The sequence below is a fragment of the Clostridioides sp. GD02377 genome, from assembly GCF_045899875.1.
GTDB classification, from domain to species: domain Bacteria; phylum Bacillota; class Clostridia; order Peptostreptococcales; family Peptostreptococcaceae; genus Clostridioides; species Clostridioides difficile_A.
Genome location: NZ_JBJODA010000070.1, coordinates 1 through 673, shown reverse-complemented (window position 1 = coordinate 673; position 673 = coordinate 1). Strand labels below are relative to the sequence as shown.

At 33.6% G+C, this 673-nt stretch carries 1 protein-coding gene; it reads left to right on the top strand.

All coding sequences use genetic code 11. The annotated features are described in order from the left end of the window. Positions 1–673, top strand: a 673-nt coding sequence (locus Q3304_RS20830) for a peptidase dimerization domain-containing protein (protein WP_407815346.1), incomplete at both ends; no start/stop codon positions are given.

Below are 673 nucleotides of genomic sequence, written 5' to 3'. Positions count from 1 at the left end.
AAGATACTAACAAAGATTTTGAAGGTGAATTATACGTAGCAGGAGTTGTTCATGAAGAAATATTTGAAGGAGTTTCAGCTAGAGAAATAAGTAAAGCTGTTGAGCCTGATTATGTTGTAATAGGTGAATCTTCAGAATTAAACTTAAAGATTGGTCAAAGAGGTAGAGGAGAAATAGTAGTAGAAACTTTTGGTAAACCAGCTCACTCTGCTAATCCAGAAAAAGGTGTAAATGCAGTTTATAAAATGGCTAATGTAATCCAAAAGATACAACAATTAGTACCTCCAACTCATCCAGTTTTAGGTGATGGAATACTAGTTTTAACAGATATAAAATCTTCTCCATATCCAGGAGCTTCAGTAGTGCCAGATTACTGTAAAGCAACTTTTGACAGAAGATTATTAGTTGGTGAAACAAGAGAAGGAGTATTAGCTCCAATACAAGCATTATTAGATGAAATGATGAAAGAAGACCCAGAGTTAAATGCAAAAGTTTCTTATGCAGTTGAAAAAGCTGATTGTTACACAGGAAATACTATAGAAAGTGAAAGATTCTTCCCAGGTTGGTTATATGATGAAGAGGATGAATTTGTTCAAGCAGCATATAAAGGATTAAAAGAAGCTGGAATAGATTCAGAAATAACTCAATACTCATTCTGTACAAATGGAAGCCA